This window comes from Euzebya sp., assembly GCF_964222135.1.
Taxonomy (GTDB): domain Bacteria; phylum Actinomycetota; class Nitriliruptoria; order Euzebyales; family Euzebyaceae; genus Euzebya.
In genome coordinates this window covers 37,399-54,494 of record NZ_CAXQBR010000049.1, presented here as the reverse complement: position 1 = coordinate 54,494, position 17,096 = coordinate 37,399, and the positions used below count along the sequence as shown (strand labels likewise).

At 71.7% G+C, this 17,096-nt stretch carries 15 protein-coding genes and 1 tRNA gene; 13 read left to right on the top strand and 3 right to left on the bottom strand.

Going from position 1 to position 17,096, the window contains the following annotated elements; genetic code table 11:
- Positions 1-231 precede the first annotated feature (231 nt).
- A complete protein-coding gene (locus ACEQ2X_RS11355; RefSeq protein WP_370325925.1) occupies positions 232-858 on the top strand; it encodes a site-specific integrase in 627 nt (208 codons plus the stop codon).
- 178 nt (positions 859-1,036) lie between these two features.
- Here the strand turns inward: ACEQ2X_RS11355 and ACEQ2X_RS11350 are convergent, their stop codons facing one another.
- Complete coding sequence (locus ACEQ2X_RS11350; protein WP_370325924.1) at positions 1,037-1,300, bottom strand: helix-turn-helix domain-containing protein; 264 nt, start codon at positions 1,298-1,300, stop codon at positions 1,037-1,039.
- A 261-nt stretch (positions 1,301-1,561) separates the two neighbouring features.
- Between ACEQ2X_RS11350 and ACEQ2X_RS11345 the strand changes: the two genes are divergently transcribed.
- Together ACEQ2X_RS11345 and ACEQ2X_RS11340 are read left to right on the top strand one after the other, a co-directional pair.
- Positions 1,562-1,990 carry an ImmA/IrrE family metallo-endopeptidase gene (locus ACEQ2X_RS11345; RefSeq protein ID WP_370325926.1) on the top strand — a complete coding sequence of 143 codons (429 nt, stop codon included), beginning with the start codon at positions 1,562-1,564 and terminating at the stop codon, positions 1,988-1,990.
- Positions 1,959-3,629, top strand: coding sequence for an HD domain-containing protein (locus ACEQ2X_RS11340; protein ID WP_370325923.1), 1,671 nt, complete (start codon positions 1,959-1,961; stop codon positions 3,627-3,629). Before ACEQ2X_RS11345 ends, ACEQ2X_RS11340 begins: the two co-directional genes overlap by 32 nt.
- A 698-nt stretch (positions 3,630-4,327) precedes the next feature.
- Here the strand turns inward: ACEQ2X_RS11340 and ACEQ2X_RS11335 are convergent.
- Positions 4,328-4,412: transfer RNA gene (locus ACEQ2X_RS11335), tRNA-Leu, on the bottom strand.
- A gap of 130 nt (positions 4,413-4,542) precedes the next feature.
- Here ACEQ2X_RS11335 and ACEQ2X_RS11330 point away from each other — a divergent pair.
- From ACEQ2X_RS11330 to ACEQ2X_RS11315, 4 genes are all read left to right on the top strand, one after another.
- Positions 4,543-5,229, top strand: a complete 687-nt coding sequence (locus ACEQ2X_RS11330; RefSeq protein ID WP_370325922.1) for a hypothetical protein — start codon at positions 4,543-4,545, stop codon at positions 5,227-5,229.
- A gap of 109 nt (positions 5,230-5,338) precedes the next feature.
- Positions 5,339-5,839 carry a flavodoxin domain-containing protein gene (locus ACEQ2X_RS11325; protein ID WP_370325921.1) on the top strand — a complete coding sequence of 167 codons (501 nt, stop codon included), beginning with the start codon at positions 5,339-5,341 and terminating at the stop codon, positions 5,837-5,839.
- Entirely contained in the window at positions 5,836-6,105 is a 270-nt protein-coding gene (locus ACEQ2X_RS11320; RefSeq protein ID WP_370325920.1) for a hypothetical protein, read from the top strand. The genes ACEQ2X_RS11325 and ACEQ2X_RS11320 overlap by 4 nt, the downstream gene beginning before the upstream one ends.
- A 46-nt stretch (positions 6,106-6,151) precedes the next feature.
- Positions 6,152-6,694 carry a DUF1697 domain-containing protein gene (locus tag ACEQ2X_RS11315; protein WP_370325919.1) on the top strand — a complete coding sequence of 181 codons (543 nt, stop codon included), beginning with the start codon at positions 6,152-6,154 and terminating at the stop codon, positions 6,692-6,694.
- A gap of 21 nt (positions 6,695-6,715) precedes the next feature.
- On the opposite strand, the gene ACEQ2X_RS11310 is transcribed toward ACEQ2X_RS11315, so the two are convergent.
- A complete protein-coding gene (locus tag ACEQ2X_RS11310) occupies positions 6,716-10,225 on the bottom strand; it encodes a penicillin acylase family protein (protein ID WP_370325918.1) in 3,510 nt (1,169 codons plus the stop codon).
- A gap of 186 nt (positions 10,226-10,411) precedes the next feature.
- Between ACEQ2X_RS11310 and ACEQ2X_RS11305 the strand changes: the two genes are divergently transcribed.
- The 6 genes from ACEQ2X_RS11305 (at position 10,412) to ACEQ2X_RS11280 (ending at position 17,066) form a co-directional block, all read left to right on the top strand.
- The gene (locus ACEQ2X_RS11305; protein ID WP_370325916.1) at positions 10,412-11,482 is read left to right on the top strand and encodes a hypothetical protein; all 1,071 of its coding nucleotides are present in this window, start codon (positions 10,412-10,414) and stop codon (positions 11,480-11,482) included.
- 110 nt (positions 11,483-11,592) lie between these two features.
- Positions 11,593-12,390, top strand: coding sequence for an FhaA domain-containing protein (locus tag ACEQ2X_RS11300; protein ID WP_370325915.1), 798 nt, complete (start codon positions 11,593-11,595; stop codon positions 12,388-12,390).
- Positions 12,380-12,850 carry an FHA domain-containing protein gene (locus ACEQ2X_RS11295; RefSeq protein WP_370325914.1) on the top strand — a complete coding sequence of 157 codons (471 nt, stop codon included), beginning with the start codon at positions 12,380-12,382 and terminating at the stop codon, positions 12,848-12,850. Before ACEQ2X_RS11300 ends, ACEQ2X_RS11295 begins: the two co-directional genes overlap by 11 nt.
- A 7-nt stretch (positions 12,851-12,857) precedes the next feature.
- Entirely contained in the window at positions 12,858-14,207 is a 1,350-nt protein-coding gene (locus tag ACEQ2X_RS11290) for a Stp1/IreP family PP2C-type Ser/Thr phosphatase (RefSeq protein ID WP_370325913.1), read from the top strand.
- Complete coding sequence (locus ACEQ2X_RS11285; protein WP_370325912.1) at positions 14,200-15,585, top strand: FtsW/RodA/SpoVE family cell cycle protein; 1,386 nt, start codon at positions 14,200-14,202, stop codon at positions 15,583-15,585. The genes ACEQ2X_RS11290 and ACEQ2X_RS11285 overlap by 8 nt, the downstream gene beginning before the upstream one ends.
- Positions 15,582-17,066 carry a peptidoglycan D,D-transpeptidase FtsI family protein gene (locus tag ACEQ2X_RS11280; protein ID WP_370325911.1) on the top strand — a complete coding sequence of 495 codons (1,485 nt, stop codon included), beginning with the start codon at positions 15,582-15,584 and terminating at the stop codon, positions 17,064-17,066. The genes ACEQ2X_RS11285 and ACEQ2X_RS11280 overlap by 4 nt, the downstream gene beginning before the upstream one ends.
- Positions 17,067-17,096: the final 30 nt, after the last annotated feature.

Sequence of the window (17,096 nt, the reverse complement as noted above, 5' to 3'; positions counted from 1 at the left end):
CTCGATGGCCTGCTGAGCTATACCCAGATGTTGTGGATCGGAGGTCTGAAAACGAGGGCGGCGTACCCTCCCGAAGTCCTGAAGTAGATCGCCGGGTTGCAGCCCGGTGGGAGGAGTACGCCTGATGTTGAAGATAGTCCATGACGCTCCGGCTGGCGACCAGCCGACCCTGACCGATCCCTCGACCGCGACCGGCACGACATCGACGCTGGATGAGATCCGCTGGAAGTCATGTGGACCGTGGCCCTCACGACCGGACTGCGACGTGGGGAGCTGGTCGGCCTCGCCTGGCACGACGTCGACCTCACCGCGGCAACCCTCGAGGTGCGAACCATGACCACCGTCGTGCGCGGGCAGCGGGTCACGACCGATGGCAAGACCGACGCCGCCCGGCGACGCCTGACGCTTGACGGTCACCTCGTCCAGGTCCTGGCGCGACACCGCACCCGACAGGCCCAGCTCGGCATGGACGTCACCGACGGCCCGGTCTTCACCGACCCGACCGGCGCGTCGCTTGACCCCCAACGGCTGACGAACACGCTGCGCCGCACCGCAGCCCGGGCAGGCCTCCCACCGATCGGCGTGCACGGCCTGCGCCACACGGCTGCCACGCTCATGCTCACCCAAGGCGTCCCGATCCACGTCGTCGCCAACCGCCTGGGCCACTCCGACGCCAGCACGACCCTGGCCGTGTACGCCCACGTCATGCCCGACGATGACGAGATCGCCGCCACCGCCATCGCCGAGGTGCTCTTCATCCCACCGGCCCGACCCGCTAGACGCACCAGGCTCCACCCGACACCTGAGCGCAGGACACCCACGGCCAGGCCTGAAGACGGGCGACACATCGGGGGGTGACGAGCTCTCGTGGGCTCCATCTCCCTACCCCCAGCGTCGCACAGATCATGGCCTAACCCTGATCGGCTCCCTGAACGACCCTCGCGGGCCAGCCCGCGACCGCGTTCGTTGGCGCCTTCCACGCGGCCCGTGCATTGACTTGGACGAACATATGTTCGATTATCTGGTGCATGCCGCTTCACGCCGCGTCGGAACCGGTTTCGCCCTTGCCCCACTCCTCACCCAGGCGCTCGACCGCAGAACGCCCGAGTAGTTCGTCGATCGATCCCACTCCGTATGCCCGTTGCATAGCCACGAGCGTGGCTAGCTGCGGATTCGGCGTCGGCGAACTCTCAAGACGCCTGAAGGTCTTCTCGTCGAGACCGCAGACGCGGGCCGCCTCACGGCCTGATAGCGCGGCCGCTTGCCGCAGGGCCCGAAGTCTCGACCCGAGATGCGGCACGCCGTCCGGTATGCGGTTTCTAGGCCGCACGCTGCCTCCAGAACTTGAGGCGTGAAGTCCATCGAAGTAAACTACAGACAGGTGTTTTCGACCAGCTCACGACCCAGCATAGCATCCGAGTGCGGCTTTAAAACCGCAGATGCTCTAGGTCCCCTCGCCCCCACCTTGGCCGAGGCTGCAGCTGAAGTACGCGCTGCGGCCGCCAGCTTGTCGCTACCGGCCCTGGCTGAGGCTTGGGAGGTCTCCGTGAAGCATCGGGGGATGGCCTCGCACTTGTGGGGCCTCCACTTGGGGAAGGGGCGCATCGTCATCAACCAAGGGCTGCCCGGCGACCTGCAGCTCTTCGCATTCGCACACGAGTTGGCCCACGTCTTGCTGTCGCGTGGGCGGTGGCCCTGGGCTAGCTCGTTGGCGGAGGAGTGGCTCGCCGACTGGTTCGGCCACGAGTTGCTGCTTCCGGCGCAACTCCTGGCCGATCTCTCGGGCGCTCGTGCGGCGCCGGCCCTCACCGTGGCTGCGCAGACAGCCCGTCTCGGACTTGGCCCCGCACTGACGCAGGTCGGTCCCACCGTCATTTGCCGAACGTGCGGCCATCGGCCCCACCTAGCGGGTTGTGAGTGCTTTACAGTGAGGGCACGCGTTCGCCGGGAGGGTTCACATGTCCAAGTTGTTGCCGGTCAATCCCTATAGCGACCTGTCGATAGACTCGGAGGTCCGGGAGCGCGTCAAGACGTACACGCTGCCGCCGGACGACACCGTCAGGCTGTACGGCCCCGAAGTCACCATCGTTGATTCACCCCAGTTCCAGCGACTGGCCGGCATCAAGCAACTGGGCACGACGAACTACGTCTACCGCGGCGCCCTGCACACCCGCTTCGAGCATTCGCTCGGCACACTGCAGCGTGCCGAGGAGATGCTCCAGGCGGTCGCCCGGAATCGCACGACACCTGGTGAAGTTGAAGCCAGCGCGCGACGGGTTGCACGACTGGCGTGTCTTCTCCACGATCTCCCCCACGTGCCCTACGGTCACACACTGGAGGACGAGTTCTCGCTACTCCAGCGTCATGACAAGAACCCCAGCAGGATGCAAGCTCTCCTAGTTGAAAGCCACATCGGTGACCTGCTACGAAGCACCATCGGCCAAGACGAATTCGAAGTCTTGGTCAAGACCCTCGAAGCCAAGACGGACGAGGAGATAGCCGCGCTCAAGTATCCGTACGTTGGGGATATCGTCGGGAATACCCTCTGTGCCGACCTACTCGACTACGTGCCCCGTGACTTGGCGGCGTGCGGGATGCCGGTCACGATTAACCGCCGGTTCCTTGATTACCTTACTCTCACGGGTCCAGAGACGCCGGTCGAACTCAACCGTCGCCGCCTTGCCGTCAACATCGACAAGGCGGGTATGCCAAGGCCCGACGTAGAGTCCGAGATTGTCGCGCTACTCACGCATCGTTACACTCTTGCGGAACGCGTCTACTTCCACCATGCCAAGAACGCTGCGTCCGTAATGATCGGTCGCGCCGTTCAAGCTCTGGGACTGGCAATGGGCGAGGATGACCCCCAGTCCCAGGACGATGCGTTTCTTGACCTAACCGACGACGTCCTTCTGCAGATTTTGGCCAATCCCGACTTGGCCGCTGCCTACGGCATCGACATCGCCCCGTCCGCGGCCGACCGAGCGCTCTGCCGAGAGCTCGGAAGTGCACTGCGTGAACGACGCCTATACAAGGTCGCATTCCTAGCGGTGAAAGACGACCTGCCTGCGGATGCCGCTGACCTCTATGCCCGATACGGAGCCCGGCCGCAAACCCGGCGAGAACTAGAGGACCGCATCGCCGCCCTAGCCGGGGCCGACCCAGGGCAGGTCCTCATTCATCTGCCTCGGCCCAAGATGATGCATAAGGACGCGGACGTTCGCGTGTTGATTAATGGCGGGCAGAGCATTCTTAAACTCTCCGAGTGGGACGACCTGCATTCACGGAGGATCCGTTCCCTTAACGAGGCTCACCAAGGGCTGTGGCGCCTCACCGTTTACGTGCATCCCGCGGTACGTGAGAACGAAGAGAAGCGCCTGCGAGTACTTGCCCTCGCCGAGGAAGAGTTCAACGCCCGTTCTCGTGTGAATCCGAAGGTCGGCAGTCCGTTTACCGATCTCCTATTCGACCAATTCGCGCCACAGAAGGGTTGGCTGCCCATGCACCGGCCCGCGTTGGCGGGGGCGCAACATAGTCAAGCTGGTTCACTGCAGGCTGTAGTGGACACGCTTCACGAACAGGTTTTGGCGTGGTCCGAGGAGAATGGGGTTGACCCACCCACCCTGGACTAGTTGTCTACAGGCGCTCGGGAGACACCTCCCACGCAGCGTCGCGGCCGATGGTCCACTTGATCGTTCGTGAACGGATGTCGCCACAAGAACGGCGGCTTCAACCTTGTGCACGGTGAGTCCGGTCAAGGCCGAGCTAGCAAGGACGCTACTCACAGAGAGCGTGCCCACGGATCTCATTCGTCTAGGTCTGGGTGCTCCACTCGATCCGGCAACCCCGGACGGGATCGATGTCCGTGACTGCGCCGCCGCCCATCAACGTGCACGGGCTGCGCTACTGGGATGCCGCGCTCATGCTCACCCAGGAGTCCCGGTCCACGTCGTTGCCAACCGCTTGGGCCACTCCGACGCCAGCTACGCCCACGTCGTGCCCGACGACGACCACATGGCCGCCAACAATCATCGTCGAGGCGCTCTTCAACCCGACGGCCGCCGCACGACCCACGCCCCCACATCTGTGGGCAGCGAACTCGGCCGGTGGACACCCCGCGCCCGACCCGCCGACGGCCCCCCGATCGCCCGGCCGCTGACGACGCCGCGACGCCCACGGCGGAACCGTCAATCCCACCCCGTTTCACAACCGCAGTTGGTCAAGGTTGGTCATGAGTTGGTCAAGGGAGCCCCGCGCCGCAGCGACACGCGACCTCGCCGAGCCCCCGCTTCGGGCCCATATCCACAGGTCAGATGTGGTTTGGAGGTGGTGGTGGGCGAGGGGGGACTTGAACCCCCATGTCCGAAGACACACGGACCTGAACCGTGCGCGTCTGCCAATTCCGCCACTCGCCCGTGGCCTTTGAGGAACGCGGAGTGTAGCGGGACGTCCTGAGAGCGGCCAACCGTCCGGTCGTCGGGAACCCTGGGGTCCGTCGGCGCGTCACACCCTGGCGACCCACCCCACGAAGGACACCTGACCACGATGCGCACCCCCCTCCCCCTCCTCGCCCTGCTCCTCGTCCTGGCCCTCGCCGGGGCCGGCTGCGCCGGCTCGGCCACGGACGTGGGTGCCGGCGGTGACCCGACCGACCCGGTGACCGAACCGGACAGCGAGGCGCCCATCCCGGTCGAGCCCGACGGCGGGATCGGGGACACCCCGTCCGACGCCGACACCCCGATCCCGGTCGAACCGGACGGCGGGATCGGCACCTCCAGCAGCCCGGTCGGCAGCGACACCCCGATCCCGGTCGAACCCGATGGCGGGATCGGCGACGACGGCAGCGGCGCCGGCGACCCCGAGACCGCACCCCCGTTCGGGGTCAGCGCGGAGGCCGACGACGTGGTCGCCGAGCCCTACACCTCCTGTTGGACCACAGAGGAGAGCGGTGTGTGCTCGGACGGGTTCCCCGGCTCGCGTGAGGAGCTCACCGCCGACGCCCGCATCGTCGTCACCTACCCGGAGGGCGAGCTCGGGGCCGAGATCTCACCACCGCTGACCGATGACGACTCCGCCGGTGTCGACCGCCTCCCCCTGCCCGTCACCCCGGAGAACCCGGGGATCTGGATCGTCGACGTCAGCGGTCTCGAACCGGGCCAGCACACCCTCTGGCTGACCTGGTCCGGTGCGCAGGGCGACTCCTCCGCCGCGATCGACCTGACCGTGGAGTGACGCCCCGGCGGGGACGAAGGTCCCCGGACATCGCCGACGATCGGCCCTGACCCGCCCCTCCCCGCAGGCGGATCCTGCGAGGACGACCGCCTCGGGACAGGAGCCGCAGATGCGCATCGTCGTGACCGCCGCCAGCAAGCACGGATCGACCGACGGGATCGCGGAGGTGATCGCGGGGCGCCTCGAGGAGCTCGGCGCGGATGTCGACCGTCCCCTCCCGAGGGCGGTCGGCGACCTCACCGACGTCGACGGCATCGTCGTCGGCAGCGCCATCTACGCCGGTCGGTGGCTCGCGGACGCGAAGGACCTCGTCGAGCGGCTCGCCGCGGCGGGTACGACCATCCCGGTGTGGCTGTTCTCGAGCGGTCCGCTCGGCGACCCGCCCACGCCCGCCGAGGAGCCGGCCGACGCGTCGGCGATGGTCGAGCGGATCCACCCGGTCGAGCACCGCACGTTCGCCGGCAGCCTCCGCCGCGAGGACCTCAGCCTGGCCGAGCGCATGGTCGTCAAGGCCGTCCGCGCGCCCTACGGCGACTTCCGGGACCGCGACGCGATCCGGGCGTGGGCCGAGCAGATCCACAGCCACCTCACCCCGGTGACCGCAGCATGAGCGCCGACGGCAGCTCGCAGGCGACCTGGGGCCGGTGGCACGGCGCGGCCCTGGTGATCGGCGCCGCCGTCGGTTCGGTCGTCGGCGTCCTGGTGGATCAGCTGGCGACGGGGCTGGTGCTGGGCGCGGCGATCGGACTCATCACCGGGGTGCTCCACAGCGGCCTGGCCCTCGCGCCTGCCCGCGACCGGCCCCGCATCGCCGCCATGGCCGGCGCGATCGTGCTCCTCGGGCTGGTGGCGACGGTGGTCGTGCTGATCCGTTGACGGCGGTCGGTGGCTGTGCGGTGGCGGATCGGATAGACCTGCGCACATGCCCCGCCTGACCGCGTTCCTGCGCGCCATCAACGTCGGTGGCCGGCGGGTCACGAACGACGACCTCCGCCGCGTGGCCACCGATGCCGGGTTCGCCGATCCCGCGACCTTCCTGGCCAGCGGGAACCTCGTGGTGGACGCGGGTGACCGGTCCCCCGACCAGGCGACGAGGGCTCTCGAGACGGCCCTCGAGGAGGGGCTCGGGTTCGCCTCGGAGGTCTTCATCAGGACCGCCGAGGAGATCGAGGCCATCGTCGGCGCCGACGTGTTCGAGCCCCCCGCCGTGGAGGCGGCGGTGGCGGCCCCGCAGGTCATCCTGCTCCGCGAGCCCCTCGACGGACCCGGGGCCGAGGCGGTCACCGCCCTGTCCACGGCCGCCGACCGACTGGCCGTCCTCGACCGCGAGATCCTGTGGCTGCCCCGCGACGGCGTGGGCCGCGCCGCGCTGGACTGGCGGAGCCTCGACCCCCTGATCGGGGTCACCACGGTCCGCTCGCGCAACACCCTGGCCCGCATCCACGCGAAGTACCTGTCCGGCTGAGCCGCGGCCGCTCCGTGCGGCTCAGCGGAGCCGGTCGGGCACCCCGTCAGCCACCACCGCCCTGCCGCCCAGCACGACGAGGCGCTCGACCGAGGCGCGCTGGCTGCGTGCCACGTCGAAGGCCGGGCCGGGGTTGCCCACCGCCAACCCGTCGACCAGCACGACGACCCCGTCGACCGCCGCGGCCCCCGCCCCGGCGGTCAGCCCGTCGGGGAAGTCCGCGCCGGTCGCCAGCACCACCGTCCCGAAGCCCACCCCCCTCGCCCGCGCGTGCGCCAGCACCTCGGCCGCCGTCGCGTACCGGTCTGTGCCAGCGACCCGCTCGGCAGCGGGCAGGGCCGCAGCCACCGACGACCCGACGGCCGCCTCCCCGCCCACGACCACCGTGGAGGTGATCCCGAGCTCGTCGATCACCGCGGCAGTGGCCGGCGACAGCTCCCCGGACCCGGTCAGCAGGATCGGCGTCCCGGTCCGCGCCGCGACCCCACCGACGGCGAGCGCGTCAGCGAACGCCTCACCCGACACGACGTAGGCGCCCACCCCCTCCCCCGCCCCGACCCGTCGGGCCACCGCCGCGGCCGTCGCCACGCGGTCCGGTCCGGCCACCCGCTCGACGGTGACGTCGAGCGCCTCCAGGCCGGCCACCACCGCGTGGGGCACCGCGGCCGGACCGCCCACCACGACCGCCCGCGTCGCCCCCAACCGGACGACCTCCTCGGCCACGACCTCCGGCAGGGTCGTCCCGACCAGCAGGATCGGCGCACCATCCACCGCCGCGAGCGGCGCGGCCGCCAACGCGTCGGGGAAGTCCTGCGCCGAGGCCACGACGACGGTCGCCGCACCGTCCAGGTGGGCCAGCCGGGAGGCGTCCACCGACGTCCCGATCCGCTCGCTCCCCCAGGCCCGCTCGACGGCGAGCTCTGCAGGCGGGTCGAACGCGACGAGGTGCACGTAGGAACCGCGGTCCATGTACGGCTGGGTCGAGGAGGGACCGACGACGCCGGTCAGCGACTCGACCTCCGACGTCGCGGTCGGGCGCCGGTAGGCGTCCAGGTCGTCCGATCCGTGGACCTCGGCCAGGGATGCGAGGGCCGACTCCACCGCGTCGAGGACCACCTCCTCAGCCGACCGGCCGCCGGTGTAGTCCATCGAGGGGGTCAGCCCCGACGACGTGGGGTCGAGGACCCGCAGCGCCAGGTTGTGCACCGGGCTCGCGTCGTAGACGTGGCTGGCGACGCTGCGCTGGCGGCTGACCAGGTCCTCGGGCACGTCGGCGAACAGCTCGACGAGCAGCGCGTCGACGATGGCGTCGAAGACCGTCGGCGCAGGCCCGTCCGTGCCGTCGACGGAGGTGCCGCCCGGACCGGCGTACAGCGACGGCGCGCCCGCGGGGTCGTGGTGGCGGCGGTTCCACCCCTCGAGCAGGTCGGCCACCTCGGCGAGCCGCCCGTCAGATCCCTCGAGGGAGGCGAGCACCAACGGCAGGAACGCGCCCGCCCGGACGTCGCGCAGCCCCGCCTCGACCTCCAGGTCGGCCAGGGTCTGCAGCGTGTGGTCGTCGGTCGACGTGGCCAGCTCGGCGGCGTTGACGACGCGCTGGACCGGCCCGGGCGGACGCGAGGCGTAGCCCATCCCGACCCCGCCGGGCCAGCCGTGCGCCGGGGAGTTGTTCCAGTTCGCGACGAAGCCCTGGACCGGGTCGACGACCTGCGGCAGGGCCTCGAACGGCAGGGGCGCGCCGAGGTCCATCGACCCGTCGCCGGGGAGGGGCAGGCGCGGATCGCTCCCCTCCGGGCGCTGCAGGTGCAGGCCCGGGTGCCAGTAGGCGATGTGGCCGTCGGCGTCGGCGTAGATGGCGTTCTCGTTCCACGTGACCTGGCGGACGCCGGCGGCGAAGTCCTCGAGGTCGTCTGCGCGGTTCCAGGCCAGCACGCCCTCGACCGTCTCGAGCTCCCTCGCCCACATGTGGTACTGGACGGCGCGGGCGAGGCGCTCCCCCTCCCCCTCCTCGGTCGCGACGATGGGGCCGTGGACGGTCCGGCAGACCTCGACGGCCTCGCTGCGCAGGGCGGGTGTGAGGGGCAGGCCCATCGCCGCCTCGCGGTAGCCCACGACCTCCTCGCGGCAGTCCGCGGGCACCCACTCGCCGTCGTGGAGAACCTCGAGGGGCCCGGCGTCGCCCCCGCCCCGGACGGTCTCGATGACGCTGTCGATGGTCTTCGAGAAGCCCGTCGTCAGCGCCCAGGCGACCGAGTCGGTGTAGCCGATCCCCACGACCGGGAGGGCGGGGACGCTGGCGCCGCGGGCGTCGTAGCCGCCGCCGTGGACCTCGAGCTCGACCAGCAGGGAGGGGTATGAGTACCCCAGCTGCGGGCCGCTCAGCAGCATCGCGCCGCCCTCGGCGGTCAGGCGCGGCCCGATCGCGACACCGATCGACCCGCCGCGGATCGAGTCCCGGAACGCGGCGAGCTGGGCGATGGCCCGGGCGGTCAGGACCGCGCCGGCATCGGCGACGGTCGGCACGGCCGCACCGACGTCGAGCGACGCCGGCTCGGGGTGATCGCCGGTCCCGGGACCCTCGGCGAGGGACAGCGGCAGCGTCGCGGCCCAGTCCGCCATCGCGTCGAACGCCGCCGCGGGATCGCCGGCTGCCCCGCCGGTGAACACCCCCTCGGCGCGCGGGACGGTCACGGCCGCGGCGGGGTCGGTGTCCCACACGAAGTCGGTGAAGACCCCGCGACCCGCCTCGACGCCGTAGGTCGCCTCGAGCTCGCGCAGCAGGGCGACGTTGCCCATCTCCTGGCCGCCCTCGGAGGCGACGGACCGGGTGATGAACACCCCGCTCGCCAGCACGTCGATGACGTCGAAGGGCTCGGGCACGGTGGTCAGCAGGGCGTACTCGGCGGGGAGCAGGGTCGGGTCGGCGATCGCCCGCTCGCGCCAGGCGTTGGCGCCGTCGACGTAGCCCTCGACGGCGTCGCGCGCCTCGTCGGACAGGGCGGCGAACATCGCCTCGTACTCGGCGTCGGTGTAGCCGAGCACCCGCGCCTGGACGTCCGCGGGGACGCCCGAGGGACCGGTCAGCTCGGCGAAGGTCCCCCGCGCCATGCGCCGGACGGCGTCCATCAGGAACAGGCGCAGCTCGGCGACGGCGTAGCCGGCCCCGAACCACACGTCCCGGCCGGAGTCGGCGTAGATCGCGGGGACCGCGTGGGAGTCCCAGTAGATCGTCACGCCGTCGGCGGGCTCCTCGACGCGGACGGCGTCGGCGGGGTCGGCGAAGCCGTGCCCGGAGTACCCGTCCAGCCCCCAGTACCGCTCGGACTGGTCGTCGAGGTTCGGGCCGTAGCTCCCGCCAGCCGCGCCGGACGCCTGGCCGGCCGCGCTGACGAAGCCGGAGTTCCCAGGGGGCAGGATCGATGCGGCGTCGCCCCGCAACCGCGGCGCGGTGGGCTGCCCGGCCGCCGGGGCCACGCCGAGCAGGGCCAGGGCGAGGGATCCGACCGTGACCGCGATCAGGAGTCGACGCACCGGAGGAGCATGCCAGAACGGGTGCACCCCGACGCCCCCACGGCACCCACCCCGAGCCGGCCGCCGGTGACTAGCCACAGCGGAGCACCGGTGCGCCGGCGGATCTGGCCCGTTCTGGGCACGCGGTGGGCGGTGGCCGGCCCCTAGAGTTGGCCCGACCACCGCCGCCGACCGCTCTGTGCCCGCATGCCCCGATTCGCCTTCGCGCTGCCCCTCGTCGCCGACCAGCGGTCGGCCTGGCACGAGGCCGCCACCGCCCTGCCCCAGACCGGGGCGCGGGCGCACCGCGCGTTCCTGCTGGAGCGGGGGATCTTCCGCGAGCGGGTGTGGACCCAGACCGGGGCCGGGACCCCGCCCCTCACCCTCGCGCTGTGGGACTGCGACGACGTCGATGCCGCCACCGCCGTGTGCGACGGGCGCCGACCGTCCACCCACGAGCGCTGGCTGGTCGACACCGTGCTGCGCACGTTCCACGGCCAGCCCGCCGACGGGTTCGCCTTCCCCGAGCCGGAGGTGCTGAGCGGCACGACGACCCGGGCGACGGCCTCCGCCGGGGCGCAGACCATGTTCGCCCTCCCCGTCCCCGACGAGGGCATCGGGGCGGTCCGGGAGCTGCTCGAGCAGATCGAGTTCGGCGACCTCGCCGGACCGCACACCAAGTTCCTCAACGACGCGTCGATCCGCGAGGAGTGGATCTGGCTGCAGGCACGCCGGCACGACCTCCCGGCGATGCTGCTGGTCCACTGGATCGGTGACGACCTGGCCGGCGCGTGGGACCGGGTGATCGCGGATCTGGAGGACCCCTACGCGACCGTGCTGCGGCGGGCGCTGTTCACGATGGTCGTCGGCATCGAGCCGGCCGTGGTCGCCGGGTGGGACGTCGAGCAGGTGCTGGCCATGCACGTCCGGCGCTCGGATTCGGTGCGGCCCTCCTCCCAACCCGTCGCCGCCCGGCTGAGCAGCGCGATCGCCCGCCGCCGCTGGGACGTGCTGCAGCGGGGGTTCGCCGAGCAGGTCGCCGTGGACGAGCCGGCCGGCGACCACCTGACGATCACGCTCGACGCCGCCGACGCGGCCGCGCACGTCAGCCGGGTGATCGACCTGCGGCCGGCGGAGGTGTCCGACGTGCTGCTCAGCGACCAGCAGGTCCTGGTCGCCCTGACCGACGAGGCCGGCGGGTCGTTCGGGGTCCTCTTCGGCCTGTCCGGCGACCGCGTCAGCGCCGTGCGGGTCCTGCGCGACTGGCCCGGTCCCTGACCCCCGACGGCGCCGTGCACACCTGCGGTCGGACAGCCCGCTGCGGTGCGACGCGAACCGTAGACTCCCTGCGGAGACGACCGGGCCGACGCCCGTGGTGACGGAGATCTATGAGCATCCTGAGGGACTTCGAGAAGCGCCTCGAAGGCGCGGTGGAGGGCTTCTTCGCGCGCGCCTTCCGCTCCGGACTGCAACCCGTCGAGCTGGCCAAGGCCATCCAGCGCTACGAGGCCGACTACCAGCACGTCGGCGTCGACGCGGTGTACGTCCCGAACGTCTACCGCTTCACCCTCTCCCAGTCCGACATCGAACGGTTCAGCGGGTTCACCCGGTCCCTCCAGCGCGAGCTGGCGGACGTGGCGCGCCGCACCGCGGACGAGAAGGGGTGGCGCACCCAGGGACCCATCCGGATCGAGTTCGAGCGCTCCGACGACATCCGCGTCGGCACCTTCGAGCTGCGCGGCAAGAGCGAGGCGCCGGGGACGGGCGCACCGTCGTCGAGTCGACAGGGCCCGCCGCCGATGCCCGCGTCACCCCCGACCGCCCAGCCCGCCCCGCGGCCCCCGGCTGCCGAGCCTGCCGTGTCCACCGCCGCGCCCGCGGGTCCGGCGGCCCGCCCGGTGCTGCGCGCGGTGGACGGGGCGGATGCCGGCAAGGTGTTCCCCGTGGAACACTCCCAGGTCGTCCTCGGGCGGCTGCCCGAGTGCGACATCACGTTGACCGGTGCCGGCGTGTCCCGGCGCCACGCGAAGCTGCAGCAGGAGGGTGACCGGTGGACGATCACCGACTTGGGGTCCACCAACGGGGTCCGGGTCAACGCACAGCCCGTGCAGGTCAGCGAGGTGAAGCCCGGCGACCGGCTGGAGGTCGGCGACGTGACCTTCACCTTCCTGCTCAGTGGGCAGTGACGTGCCGCCGATCGTCTTCACCGTCCTCCAGGCGCTGTTCCTGGTCCTGCTGTACGCCTTCGTGGCGCGGGCGGTGCGGTGGGTCATCCGGGACGTCGCCGCGCCGACCAGCCCGGCGCCCGCTCCGGCACCGGCCCGGAGCCGCCCGGCCAAGCAACGTCGCGCCACGCCGCGCGAGCTGGTCATCCACGCCCCCGACGGCGCGCCGCGCGTGCTGCCCCTCGAGGAGGGTCGCCAGGTGACCTTCGGCCGCCACGAGACGGCGACGGTCGTGCTGAGCGACCCGTACGCCAGCGACTTCCACGCCCGCATCGAGACCGACGGCGATGGCTGGACGCTGATCGACGAGGGCTCGACCAACGGCACCTACCTGAACGCCGTCCGCCTGACGGCTCCGACACCGCTCCGCGCGGGCGACCAGATCTCGTTCGGCCGCACGAGCGTCGAGGTCAGACGATGAGCGGGCTATGAGCTTCACGGTCCACGCCTTCGGCGACACCAACAAGGGGCTGTTCCGCGAGATCAACGAGGACAACCTCATGGTCGGCCGCACGGTCTTCGCCGTGGCCGACGGGATGGGCGGGCACGCCGCCGGCGAGGTCGCCTCGGCCGCGGCCATCGGTCCGCTCCAGGCCATCGACGGCACCGAGTTCCGGGACCCGACCGCCGCGACGGAGGCCCTCGCCGACGCGGTGCGCGAGGCCAACCACCTGGTGATCGAGAAGGCCACCGCGGACCCCGACCTCCGGGGCATGGGCACGACCCTCACCACCGTGATGGTCCGCGGGCGCCGGCTGCACCTCGCCCACGTCGGCGACAGCCGTGCCTACCTGCTGCGCAGCGGCATGCTCGAGATGCTGACCGAGGACCACACCCTGGTCAACGAGCTGGTCAAGGACGGGCGGCTGACCGAGGAGCAGGCGGCCACCCACCCCCAGCGCAGCGTGATCACGCGGGCGATCGGCGTCGAGTCGGCCATCGAGGTGGACGTGATGGCCCAGCCGCTCGAGCTGATGCCGGGCGATCAGATCCTGCTGTGCTCCGACGGGCTGACCGGTCCCGTGTCCGAGGCGCTGATCGCCGAGATCCTGCAGACCGAGTCGGACGGCAACATCGCCTGCCAGCGCCTGATCGACGCGGCGAACGCCGGCGGCGGGCCGGACAACATCACCTGCGTCCTGCTGCGGGTGGAGGGGGAGGGACCGGCCCCTGCGCCCGTCGAGCAGGTGCCGCGGGCGACGTCCGACGAGGACGCCACCGCCGAGCTGGGCGAGCCCTCGACCCTCGACGCGCGACGCCTGGCCGAGCTGAGCGACGGCGACCCCGACATCGCGCGCGGCGTGGTCGACGACGGCGACCGCGACTCCGGGGGTGGCCGGGGCCGCCGGATCGCCGCCGTCGTCGTCGGGGTGCTGATCGTCCTCGCCGTGCTGGTCGGGGGCGCCTACCTGCTGCTCAGCCGCCAGTACTTCGTCGGGGTGGGCGACGACGGCCAGGTCGGGATCTACCGGGGGATACAGGGCGACCTGCTCGGCATCGGGCTGTCGACCCTGGTGGAGGAGCAGCCCTTCACCCTCGACGACCTGCCCGAGCGGCTGCACCCGGGGCTCGAGGACGGCATCAGCTTCTCGACCGAGGCGGAGGCGGCCGCGCACGTCCGCCAGGTCCTGCTGCCCGCCGTCGACGAGGTGGACGGGGACGAACCGGTCGAGGACGCGACGGACGTCCCGGCGACGGAGTCGGCCACCGAGCCCGCGACCGAGGAGAAGGTCACGCCCGAACCCGACCCCTCGGACGGCACCGCATCCGATGGCTGACGCGACCGGCCGGTCGGCCGCGACGCGGTCCCCGCAGGGCAGGCGGCGTGGCGGCGCGCAGCTGGCGCTGCTGATCCTGGCGATCATCATCACCCTCAGCGCCTACGTGCTGGTCAACCTGGCGCGCGAGCCGGCCATCCCCGCGGACCTCGCGGCCTACGGCGGGGTCCTCGTCGCGCTGGCCGCCGCGGCGCACATCGTCGTCCGCCGCCTGGCCCCCCACGCCGACCCGCTGCTGCTGCCGATCGCGTTCCTGCTCAACGGCATCGGGCTGGTCATGGTCCGCCGCATCGACCACGCGCTCGCCGCCGACAACGCGCTCGCGCCGCTGCAGACGATCTGGACGATGGTCGGCATCGGCCTGTTCTGCGGCACGGTGCTGCTCCTGCGGGACCACACGGTGCTCGACCGCTACCGGTACCTCATCGGCCTCGGTGCCGTCATCGCGCTGATGACGCCGCTGCTGCCGGTGCTCGGCACCGACTTCGGGCGGGGGAGCCGCATCTGGCTGCGCATCCCCGGCGGGTTCAGCCTGCAGCCCGGCGAGTTCGCCAAGATCGGCCTGGTGGTCTTCTTCGCCAGCTACCTCGCGGAGAAGCGGGCGCTCCTGAGCGCGGCGACGTCACGACTGGGCCCGCTCCACGTGCCGCCGGCACGGGCGTTCGGACCGGTCGCCGTCGCCTGGGGGGTGTCGCTCGGGGTGCTCGTCTTCGAGCGGGACCTCGGCCTGAGCCTGCTGGTGTTCGGCATCTTCGTCGCGATGCTCTACATGGCGACCGGCAGGGTCGCCTACGTCGCGGTCGGGGGCCTGCTCTTCGGCGGCGGGGCGTTCCTCAGCTGGACGGCGTTCAGCCACGTCCAGACCCGCGTCGAGATCTGGCTCGACCCGTTCGCCGATGCCCAGGGCGCCGGCTTCCAGCTGGTCCAGTCCCTGTTCGCGCTGGGTACCGGCGGGGTCGCCGGGGTCGGCTGGGGACGCGGCAACCCCGAGCTCATCCCCGACGTGCCGACCGACTTCATCTTCGCCGCGATCGGCGAGGAGCTCGGGCTGCTCGGCACCACCGCGATCCTGCTCCTCTACTTCCTGCTCGTCGGCCGCGGGTTCGTCATCGCGCTCCGCGCGCCGGACGACTTCAGCCGCCTGCTCGCAGCCGGTCTGACGTTCGTGTTCGCGCTCCAGGTCTTCGTGATCGTCGGCGGCGTCACCCGGCTGATCCCCCTGACCGGCATCACCTTGCCGCTCGTCTCCTACGGCGGGTCGAGCCTGCTCGCCAACTACGTGCTGATCGCCCTGCTGGTGCTGATCAGCGGCGCCCGGCGCGCGCAGGGCCGTCGGGCGGCATCCGCCGCGCTCGCCGGGGTGGCGACCGGGCCGTGACGCGCTCCATCCGCCGCACGGCCTGGACCGTGTTCGTCCTCTTCGGCCTGCTGTTCCTCAACCTCAACTGGTTGCAGGTCATCCGCGCCGACGACCTGGCGGAGGATCCCCGGAACCGCCGGCAGCTGCTGGCGGAGTACGACATCCGACGCGGGTCGATCACCGTGGGGCGGGGCGGCGCCCAGCAGACGATCGCCAGCTCCCGCGAGACCGACGACCAGCTCCGCTTCCTGCGCGAGTACGCCGAGCCGGAGCTGTACGCGCACGTCACCGGCTTCCACTCCTTCATCTTCGGCCGCAGCCAGCTCGAGCAGCGCTACAACGACTTCCTGCAGGGCTCCTCGCCCGAGGCGCTGTTCCGCAACCTGGGGGACGCGCTGCAGGGCCGCGAGCGCCAGGGCGACACGGTCGTCACCTCGATCGACCCGCAGGTGCAGGCCGCCGCGGCGCAGGCGCTGGCCGGCCAGACCGGCGCGGTCGTCGCGCTCGACCCCCGCACCGGGGACGTCCTCGCGATGGTGTCGAGTCCCTCCTACGACCCGACCCTGCTGTCGAGCCACGACGGCGCGCAGATCCGCGAGACGTGGGAGGCGCTCGAGGCGGACCCGTCGAACCCGCGGCTCAACCGCGCCACCAGCGAGCTGTACGCGCCCGGATCGACGTTCAAGGTGATCACGGCCGCCGCGGCGCTCGAGCGCGGGGTGACGCCCGCCGACACCTACCCGGACCCGCCCTTCCTCGACCTGCCCCAGACCGAGGCCCAGATCGGGAACTTCGCCCGCGGGCGGTCGTGCGGCGACGGGCGGACCGTGTCGCTCCGACGGGCCCTCGAGGTCTCGTGCAACACGACCTTCGGCCAGATCGGCCTGGACCTCGGCGCGCAGGCCCTGATCGAGACCGCGGAGGCGTTCGGCCTGAACGCCGACCTCGAGTTCGACCTGCCGACGGCCACCAGCCGGATCCCGAAGGAGCTCGACCCGCCGCAGACGGCCCAGAGCGCGATCGGCCAGCGCGACGTCCGCGTGTCGCCGTTGCAGATGGCCCTGGTGGCCGCCGCGATCGGCAACGACGGGGTGATGATGCGCCCCCGCCTGGTGACCGAGGTGCAGGACTTCGCGGGCCGCACCGTCCGCCAGTACCCCGCGGAGGCGCGGGCGACGCAGGCCAGCGCATCGGGTGTGGCGATCAGCCCGGCGACCGCGGAGGCGCTGACGGACATGATGGTCGGCGTCGTCGCTGACGGCACCGGCTCGAACGCCCAGGTCCCCGGCGTGCAGGTGGCCGGCAAGACGGGGACCGCCGAGCAGGGCGACGGCGAGCCGCCGGACACGTGGTTCATCGGCTTCGCGCCGGCGGACGAACCCCGGGTGGCCGTGGCCGTCGTGGTCGAGGGCGGGGGCGACGCGGGTGAGAGCGGGACCGGTGGCGGCGTGGCGGCGCCGATCGCCCGTACGGTGTTGGAAGCAGCGCTCGCCACCTAGGCGAGCTGCTCGTGGATGGAAGGCATGGTG

Coding starts and splice junctions, on each gene's coding strand:
- ACEQ2X_RS11285 (WP_370325912.1), top strand. CDS start 14,200: ATGGCTGACGCGACCGGCCGGTCGGCCGCGACGCGGTCCCCGCAGGGC.
- ACEQ2X_RS11320 (WP_370325920.1), top strand. CDS start 5,836: ATGAGCGCCGACGGCAGCTCGCAGGCGACCTGGGGCCGGTGGCACGGC.
- ACEQ2X_RS11340 (WP_370325923.1), top strand. CDS start 1,959: ATGTCCAAGTTGTTGCCGGTCAATCCCTATAGCGACCTGTCGATAGAC.
- ACEQ2X_RS11325 (WP_370325921.1), top strand. CDS start 5,339: ATGCGCATCGTCGTGACCGCCGCCAGCAAGCACGGATCGACCGACGGG.
- ACEQ2X_RS11300 (WP_370325915.1), top strand. CDS start 11,593: ATGAGCATCCTGAGGGACTTCGAGAAGCGCCTCGAAGGCGCGGTGGAG.
- ACEQ2X_RS11355 (WP_370325925.1), top strand. CDS start 232: ATGTGGACCGTGGCCCTCACGACCGGACTGCGACGTGGGGAGCTGGTC.
- ACEQ2X_RS11305 (WP_370325916.1), top strand. CDS start 10,412: ATGCCCCGATTCGCCTTCGCGCTGCCCCTCGTCGCCGACCAGCGGTCG.
- ACEQ2X_RS11315 (WP_370325919.1), top strand. CDS start 6,152: ATGCCCCGCCTGACCGCGTTCCTGCGCGCCATCAACGTCGGTGGCCGG.
- ACEQ2X_RS11330 (WP_370325922.1), top strand. CDS start 4,543: ATGCGCACCCCCCTCCCCCTCCTCGCCCTGCTCCTCGTCCTGGCCCTC.
- ACEQ2X_RS11345 (WP_370325926.1), top strand. CDS start 1,562: ATGGCCTCGCACTTGTGGGGCCTCCACTTGGGGAAGGGGCGCATCGTC.
- ACEQ2X_RS11290 (WP_370325913.1), top strand. CDS start 12,858: ATGAGCTTCACGGTCCACGCCTTCGGCGACACCAACAAGGGGCTGTTC.